General features: G+C 64.3%; 8 protein-coding genes. 6 read left to right on the top strand and 2 right to left on the bottom strand.

Features of this window, described 5'->3' with window-relative positions; translation table 11 throughout:
- The 6 genes from QRN45_RS07265 to fabF form a co-directional block, all read left to right on the top strand.
- Window positions 1-356: transketolase-like TK C-terminal-containing protein (locus QRN45_RS07265; RefSeq protein WP_502870701.1), on the top strand; the 356-nt coding region annotated here is incomplete at its 5' end.
- A 196-nt stretch (window positions 357-552) separates the two neighbouring features.
- Complete coding sequence (locus tag QRN45_RS07260; RefSeq protein WP_078108621.1) at window positions 553-1,797, top strand: PucR family transcriptional regulator; 1,245 nt, start codon at window positions 553-555, stop codon at window positions 1,795-1,797.
- An 88-nt stretch (window positions 1,798-1,885) separates the two neighbouring features.
- The gene (locus QRN45_RS07255) at window positions 1,886-2,815 is read left to right on the top strand and encodes an ACP S-malonyltransferase (protein WP_078108620.1); all 930 of its coding nucleotides are present in this window, start codon (window positions 1,886-1,888) and stop codon (window positions 2,813-2,815) included.
- Entirely contained in the window at window positions 2,812-3,873 is a 1,062-nt protein-coding gene (locus QRN45_RS07250) for a beta-ketoacyl-ACP synthase III (RefSeq protein WP_241710848.1), read from the top strand. The genes QRN45_RS07255 and QRN45_RS07250 overlap by 4 nt, the downstream gene beginning before the upstream one ends.
- Before the next feature lie 108 nt (window positions 3,874-3,981).
- Window positions 3,982-4,227 (top strand): acyl carrier protein, encoded by a 246-nt coding sequence (locus tag QRN45_RS07245; protein WP_028267518.1) that lies wholly within the window; start codon window positions 3,982-3,984, stop codon window positions 4,225-4,227.
- 140 nt (window positions 4,228-4,367) lie between these two features.
- Entirely contained in the window at window positions 4,368-5,603 is a 1,236-nt protein-coding gene (fabF, locus tag QRN45_RS07240) for a beta-ketoacyl-ACP synthase II (protein ID WP_078108618.1), read from the top strand.
- A 103-nt stretch (window positions 5,604-5,706) separates the two neighbouring features.
- Here fabF and QRN45_RS07235 read toward each other — a convergent pair whose 3' ends face one another.
- Together QRN45_RS07235 and QRN45_RS07230 are read right to left on the bottom strand one after the other, a co-directional pair.
- Entirely contained in the window at window positions 5,707-6,210 is a 504-nt protein-coding gene (locus QRN45_RS07235) for a DUF3145 domain-containing protein (protein WP_078108617.1), read from the bottom strand.
- Between the two features lie 259 nt (window positions 6,211-6,469).
- The gene (locus tag QRN45_RS07230; RefSeq protein ID WP_264636533.1) at window positions 6,470-7,396 is read right to left on the bottom strand and encodes a tyrosine recombinase XerC; all 927 of its coding nucleotides are present in this window, start codon (window positions 7,394-7,396) and stop codon (window positions 6,470-6,472) included.
- Window positions 7,397-7,458: the final 62 nt, after the last annotated feature.

Below are 7,458 nucleotides of genomic sequence, written 5' to 3'. Positions count from 1 at the left end.
CCTTCCTGAACCCCGGCGAAGAACCCCGCACCCCGTTCGTCGCCCAGCAACTCGCAGGCGCCACCGGACCGGTCATCGCCGTCACCGACTACATGAAGGCCGTCCCGGACCAGATCCGCCAATTCATCCCCAACGAATTCGCCTCCCTCGGCGCCGACGGCTTCGGATTCTCCGACACCCGCCAAGCCGCACGACGCTTCTTCAAAAACGACACCCACTCCATCGTCGTCAAGGCCTTGCAACTTCTCGCCCGCCGCGGCGAAGTTGACGCCCAGGCACCGGCCCAGGCAATCGAGAAGTACAGCCTCCTCGATGTCAACGCCGGCACCACCGGCGGGGCGGGCGGCGAAAGCTAAGTCTCCAGCGAAGCAAGCCAAGCGACATCTCGACGGCGGTCCACACCGAAAGGTGCGGGCCGCCGTCCGGCTTTAACGCTTTTGCCGGCAAGCGCCCGTGGCGCCGTTCGGTGCAGTCGGCGCGTGACGCGTACCAATCGCAGTTGTAGCCTTCGCACAAATGGAGCTTGTGGATGATGCGCCGTATGCTCAAGGCATGGCAGAGCCGATTCAAACCCCCGCGAAACGTAAAGCGGCTGCGCGCACGGTAACTCCGGAAAAGGCGGAGACCCTCAAGCGGCTCCGTGCCAACGTGGGGCAACTGTCCACCACCACCATGCGCAAGCTTGAGAAATCGTTGCCGTGGTACAGCCGGCTGAGCTCCGACGAACGTTCAGCTTTGGGCCTGGTTGCCCAAAACGGAATCGCGGCTTTCGTGACGTGGTACGAACGGCCGAGCTCGCCGTCATGGATCCTGACGGACGTCTTTGGGAATGCTCCTACCGAGCTGACCCGCTCGATCAGCCTGCAAAAGGCCCTCCAGTTGATCCGGATCGTCGTCGAAGTGGTCGAGGACCAGGTCCCGGTGATCGCACCCGAAGCCGACCAACCGTCCTTGCGCGAAGCGGTCCTGCGCTATTCGCGGGAAGTTGCGTTCGCCGCCGCGGATGTCTATGCCCGCGCCGCCGAGTCCCGCGGTTCCTGGGACACCCGGCTCGAAGCGCTCATTGTGGACGCCATCCTCCGCGGCGAGAATACCGATGCCCTTCGTTCCCGGATCGCGGCCCTCGGCTGGAAGGCACAGGAGCGTTTCACGGTGATGGTGGGAAATTCGCCGTCGGAACCCAGCGCAAGCTATGTGAGCGAGTTGCGACGGACCGCCGGACGCTACGCGGAGGACGCCCTGGTCGGCATCCAGGGCGACCGCCTCATCCTGATTCTGGGTGGCGTGCAGGACCGCGACACCGCGTACCTGAAACTCAGCGAACTCTTCGCACCGGGCGCGGTGGTCTACGGACCCGAGGCCGGCTCCCTCCTGGAAGCCAGCAGCTCCGCCCAGGCAGCCTTCGCAGGGCTCACCGCCGCCAAAGCCTGGCCGTCGGCTCCGCGACCGGTCGCCGCGGACGACCTTCTCCCGGAACGCGTCGTCTCAGGCGACGACGCTGCCCGCCGCTCCCTTATCAAGAACATCTACCGGCCGCTGCTCGCCGCGTCCAACGGCCTGGTCGAAACCCTCGGCACCTATTTGGAACTCGGCCATTCCCTCGAAGCGACTGCCCGCGAACTGTTCGTCCACGCGAACACCGTGCGGTATCGTCTCAAGCGCGTCTGCGACGTCACAGGGTGGGACCCCCTCCTCCCCCGGGAGGCTTTCGTGCTCCAAACCGCGTTGGTCGTGGGCCGGCTTTCGGCACAGCCAAAGGCGACGCCGGAGCGTCACGGTACCCGATCCGCGGGTTGAACCGTTGTAGACTTCCTACAAACTGACCCAGTGAGCTTGGTGTACGCAAACACCAGTAGTTCACGCGGCAATTTGGAAAGCTGGTTACGTGCTTGCAATCGTCTGCCCTGGACAGGGCTCCCAGACCCCTGGATTTTTGGCCCCTTGGCTGGAGCTCCCTTCCGTAGAAGGCCATTTGGCCTCCCTGAGCGAAATCGCAGGCATCGACCTCAAAGCCCACGGCACCACCTCCGATGAAGAAACCATCAAGGACACTGCCGTCGCGCAGCCCTTGATCGTCGCCGCAGGCCTCGTCGCAGCGAAATCGCTGTTCGACGTCGAACTCAGCACCCTTCCGATCGTCCTGGCCGGCCACTCGGTCGGCGAAATCACGGCCTCGGCGCTGGCGGGTGTCCTGAGCGAAGAAGAAGCCATGACGTTTGTCCGCGAGCGTGCCAACAGCATGGCCGCAGCCGCCGCCGTCACCCCCACGGGGATGAGTGCCGTCGTCGGAGGCGATCCGGCCGAGGTGCTTTCCGCCATCGAGGCTGCCGGCGCAACTCCTGCGAACGTCAACGGCGCGGGCCAGACCGTAGCCGCGGGCACGTTCGAACAGCTGCAGGCACTGGCTGACAACCCCCCGGCGAAGGCCAGAGTGATCCCGCTGAAGGTCGCCGGAGCATTCCACACCTCCCACATGGCTCCGGCCGTGAGCGCGCTTGAAGCACTCCGTCCCTCGCTCAAGCCGCAGGCCCCCACGGTTCCGTTGCTCTCGAACTTCGACGGCCGGGAAGTCACGGACGGCGGCGCCGCCGTCGAAAGCCTGATCGCCCAGGTCTCGCGCCCGGTGCGTTGGGACCTCTGCATGGAGAACCTTGTCCAGCGCGGGGTCACCGGCCTCATCGAACTGGCACCGGCCGGCACCCTCGCGGGCCTCGCCAAGCGCGGCATGCCGGGCGTGAAAACCGTTGCCGTCAAGTCACCGGACGATTTGTCCGCTGCACTTGCACTCTTCGCGGAATTGGAGGGAGACGCATGAGCGCCCCCGTACTCAAGCAGGCACCGACGAAAGAATTCTCACGCATTGCGGGCATCGGGGCATACCGCCCGGACATCATCGTCACCAACGACGACGTCTGCCAGTGGATCGATTCCTCGGATGAATGGATCCGCCAACGCACCGGCATCGTCACCCGCCATCGCGCCGCGGCCGATGTCAGCGTCATTGACATGGCCGAAGGGGCGGCGCGCGAGGCGCTCAAGCAGGCCGGCATCGAGGCTTCCCAGCTGGGTGCCGTCATCGTCTCCACCGTCACGCACCCCTATGCGACGCCGTCCGCCGCTGCCGCCTTGACCGACCGCTTGGGCGCCACGCCGGCACCGGCCTTCGACATCTCCGCGGCATGTGCGGGCTACTGCTACGGCATTGCCCAGGGCGATGCCTTGGTCCGCTCGGGCGCGGCTGAATACGTCCTGGTGGTCGGCGCCGAGAAGCTCTCGGACGTCATCGACAACCATGAGCGAACCATTTCCTTCCTCCTCGGCGACGGTGCCGGCGCCGTGATCATCGGCCCGTCCGACACGCCCGGCATTGCCCCGTCCGTCTGGGGATCCGATGGCAGCAAGTGGAACGCGATCGGCATGACGCATTCCCTCGACGAAGTCCGCAACCTGGGCGAGTCTGCCCGCCATTCGGACGAATCCGACGATCAGGCCATTATTTCCGCAGCGCAGGATGTCTGGCCCACGCTCCGCCAGGACGGCCAAACGGTCTTCCGTTGGGCCGTATGGGAAATGGCGAAGGTTGCTCAGCAAGCCCTCGACGCCGCAGGAATCGAAGCCTCGGATCTCGCCGCCTTTGTCCCCCACCAGGCGAACATGCGAATCATCGACGAAATGGTCAAGAAGCTCAAACTTCCCGAGACCGTGGTGGTCGCACGGGACATCGCCGATGCGGGAAACACGTCCGCCGCCTCCATTCCGCTGGCCACGCACCGGCTCCTGAAGGAGAACCCTGGGCTCAGCGGTGGCCTTGCCTTGCAGATCGGCTTCGGCGCCGGTCTGGTGTTCGGTGCCCAGGTGATCGTTCTTCCGTAGTTCTGGCGGCGTCTGCCTTCCAATTGAATAGTGCTTTGGAACCCAAGCCGTATCCGCGGTTTGCCCCCATTTCCGGCAATAGCCGGACAACAAGAAAAGGAGCCAACAATGGCTAGCAACGAAGAAATCCTGGCCGGCCTGGCTGAAATCGTGAACGAAGAGACCGGCCTCGCCACCGAAGCCGTGGAGCTGGACAAGTCCTTCACCGAGGACCTGGACATCGACTCCATCTCCATGATGACCATCGTCGTCAACGCTGAAGAGAAGTTCGGCGTCCGCATCCCGGACGAAGAGGTCAAGAACCTCAAGACCGTCGGCGACGCCGTCAACTTCATCTCGAACGCACAGGCCTAGCCTGGCCTCAACTGTGCCGGACTTCGGGTGCGACCTGTTGCATCCGAAGCCCGGCACAGCTGCTATATCTCCCAAAGTTTTTTCCTGCCTTCCCAGTGAGAACAGCACATGGGTTGGCTGATCCGACAGAGAGTGATCGCATGGCACGCAAAGTAGTCATAACCGGTCTGGGCGCCACAACGCCCATCGGCGGCGACGTCCCCACAATGTGGAAGAACGCGCTCAAAGGGGTCTCCGGTGCCCACACACTCGAGGACGAGTGGGTTGCCAAGTATGACCTTCCGGTCCACTTTGCCGCCCGGTGCTCGACGCCGGCCCTCGAGGTCCTGAGCCGCGTTGAAGCCAAGCGCATGGACCCCTCCACGCAGTTCGGTGTCATCGCCGCACGCGAGGCCTGGGCAGATTCCGGTATCACCGAAATCGACCACGACCGCCTTGCCGTGGCCTTCGCTACGGGCATCGGCGGCGTCTGGACGCTTCTGGACGCTTGGGACACGCTGAGGGAAAAGGGTCCCCGCCGGGTCCTTCCCATGACAGTTCCGATGCTCATGCCGAACGGCGTCGCCGCGGCCGTCAGCCTCGACCTTGGTGCCCGCGCCGGTGCGCACACCCCGGTTTCCGCGTGCGCTTCCGGCACCGAAGCCATGCACCTCGGCCTGGATCTCATCCGCTCGGGCAAGGCCGACGTCGTTGTGTGCGGTGGTGCCGAAGCCGCCATCCACCCGATGCCGCTTGCCGCGTTTTCCTCGATGCAGGCGCTCTCCCGCCGCAATGACGATCCTGAGCACGCTTCGCGGCCTTACGACCGCGACCGCGACGGCTTCGTCATGGGTGAAGGCGCCGGCGCCCTGGTCCTGGAAGCCGAGGAGCACGCGATCGCCCGCGGCGCGCGCATCTACGCTGAGCTCGCCGGTACTTCGGTCACGGCTGACGCCTACCACATCACGGCGCCGGACCCGGAAGGCCTGGGCGCTACCCGCGCCTTGAAGGCTGCCATGTTCGACGGCCGCATCCAGGCGGAGGATGTCGTTCACGTCAACGCCCACGCCACCTCGACCCCTGTCGGTGACAAGCCCGAGTACACGGCGCTCCGTGCCGCACTGGGCACCCACGTCGACAATGTGGCAGTCTCTGCCACCAAGTCGCAGATGGGCCACCTGTTGGGCGCTTCAGGGGCCGTAGAAGCAGTGCTGACTGTTCTTGCCGTTTACGAACGCCAGGCTCCGTTGACCATCAACCTTGAGAACCAGGATCCGGAGATCCCGCTCGACGTCGTCACTTCGGCACGCACTTTGCCCGCCGGTGACATTGTCGCTTTGAGCAACTCCTTCGGTTTCGGCGGCCACAACGCCGTCATCGCCATCCGCAACGTCTGACGGTTGCACCAGCTTCGGCGCACAAGCCAGGCACAAGAGGAGGGCCCCACCGTGGTGGGGCCCTCCTCTTTGCTATGGAAAAACTGTCTCGGTACTTTGTTCCCTAACCGACTTGGTGGAGCCAGCGCACAGGGGCGCCTTCGGCAGCATGCCGGAAGGGCTCGAGCTCTTCGTCCCAGGCCTCGCCGAGCGCCAGGGAAAGCTCATGGTAGACGGCGGCAGGATCTCCCGCCCCCGACTCGTAGGCGTAGCGGATGCGGTCCTCAGTCACCATGATGTTGCCGTGGACATCGGTGACGGCATGGAAAATACCCAACTCCGGAGTGTGCGACCAACGCGCGCCGTCCACGCCTTGGCTCGGCTCCTCGGTGACTTCGTAGCGTAGGTGTGCCCACCCACGCAGCGCCGAAGCCAATTGGGCACCCGTTCCAGGGACTCCTGCCCAAGAGAGCTCGGCGCGGAACATTCCGGGCGCGGCAGGTTGAGGGGTCCACTCAAGATCGGTCCGCTTGTCAACGACCGATCCAATGGCCCACTCAACGTGAGGGCACAATGCGGTAGGGGCCGAATGCACAAACAAGACACCGCGGGTTATTGCAACAGACATTCCATCCTCCATAGCTGTAGGTACGTCTTCCCCAACGACCTGTGCTCGGATGAAATTTTGTTGCGCGGGTGCCGCGCTGTTCCGGTTTCCCTACCTATCTATGATTTTTTCCGCAGCGGAAGAACATTCAAGTTTTGGTTGAAAGTTTCCCCACAGTGCTTTCATTTTGCCGTACGGACCGGAATTACGCCAGTGCGATTCCCGGACGGGCGGTTTTTCTCCCTTTTGACTCTTCGAAGTGTTGCACGGTTTCTTGTCCTTAGGCACGAGGGTGGGCTTGTTGGTAGCTCTTGCGAAGCCGGTCCACGGAGACGTGGGTGTAGATCTGTGTTGTTGCGAGGCTGCTGTGTCCCAGAATTTCCTGCACCGCACGCAGGTCCGCCCCGCCGTCGAGCAGATGGGTAGCGGCCGTGTGGCGCAGCGCGTGGGGCCCGGTTGCCGCGGTATCCCCCAAGGCTGCAAGGAGGTCATTGACGACACTGCGGGCCTGGCGCTGATCGATGCGGTTACCCCTGGAACTGAGAAAAAGCGCCGGTCCGCTACGCTCGGTTGCGAGCCGTGGACGGCCGCGGCGAAGCCAGTCGTCGACGGCGAGCGCAGCCGGCACACCATAGGGCACCGTCCGTTCCTTGTTTCCTTTACCGAGCACGCGAAGAGTCCGGCGGTCCTGATCGAGATCGTCGATGTCCAGGCCGGCAAGCTCGCCGACGCGGATCCCCGTGGCATAGAGCAATTCGACGACGGCGCGGTTTCTCAACGGCATCGCAGAGCCGTCAGCGGCTGCCTCTGACAGGTTTTCGAAGATCCTGGAGACCTGCTGCTGGTGAAGAACTCCAGGGAGTGTGTGGTCCCGCTTGGGGGCCTGGAGGCGAATAGCCGGGTCCGAGGCGATGAGTTCTTCCCGCAGGGCCCAGGAGGTGAACGCGCGGGCCGTCGCGGCGTGCCGGGCGAGTGTTGCCCTGGACCGGCCGGATTCACTTTGTGCCCCCAGCCAACGCCGGAGGGTGCCGAGCTCCAGGTCCGCGAGCTCCCCCACGCCCTCCGCCGCAGCGAAGCGCAGCAGGCTCTCGACGTCGGCGATGTATGCCCTTACTGTGTGGGCGGACCTGGCCCGTTCGCTTTCGAGGTAGCGACGGAAGTCCTGAACGGACCCGGCGAGTGCTTCGGGGAGCGATTTCTCTTGCACCCTTCCACTGTGCCAGCCGAGGGGCCCGGTAGTTGGCATCGCCACGTTCGGCCATCTTCACC

Origin of the sequence: Arthrobacter sp. efr-133-R2A-63 (assembly GCF_030209795.1) — a bacterium.
GTDB lineage: Bacteria > Actinomycetota > Actinomycetes > Actinomycetales > Micrococcaceae > Arthrobacter > Arthrobacter bambusae_A.
The sequence above is the reverse complement of the archived record's forward strand: the minus strand, read 5'-3'. Positions and strand labels throughout refer to the sequence as shown.

Excerpts from the sequence above, each read along its gene's own strand:
- QRN45_RS07260 (WP_078108621.1), top strand. The coding sequence starts at position 553 with ATGGCAGAGCCGATTCAAACCCCCGCGAAACGTAAAGCGGCTGCGCGC.
- QRN45_RS07250 (WP_241710848.1), top strand. The coding sequence starts at position 2,812 with ATGAGCGCCCCCGTACTCAAGCAGGCACCGACGAAAGAATTCTCACGC.
- QRN45_RS07245 (WP_028267518.1), top strand. The coding sequence starts at position 3,982 with ATGGCTAGCAACGAAGAAATCCTGGCCGGCCTGGCTGAAATCGTGAAC.
- fabF (WP_078108618.1), top strand. The coding sequence starts at position 4,368 with ATGGCACGCAAAGTAGTCATAACCGGTCTGGGCGCCACAACGCCCATC.
- QRN45_RS07235 (WP_078108617.1), bottom strand. The coding sequence starts at position 6,210 with ATGTCTGTTGCAATAACCCGCGGTGTCTTGTTTGTGCATTCGGCCCCT.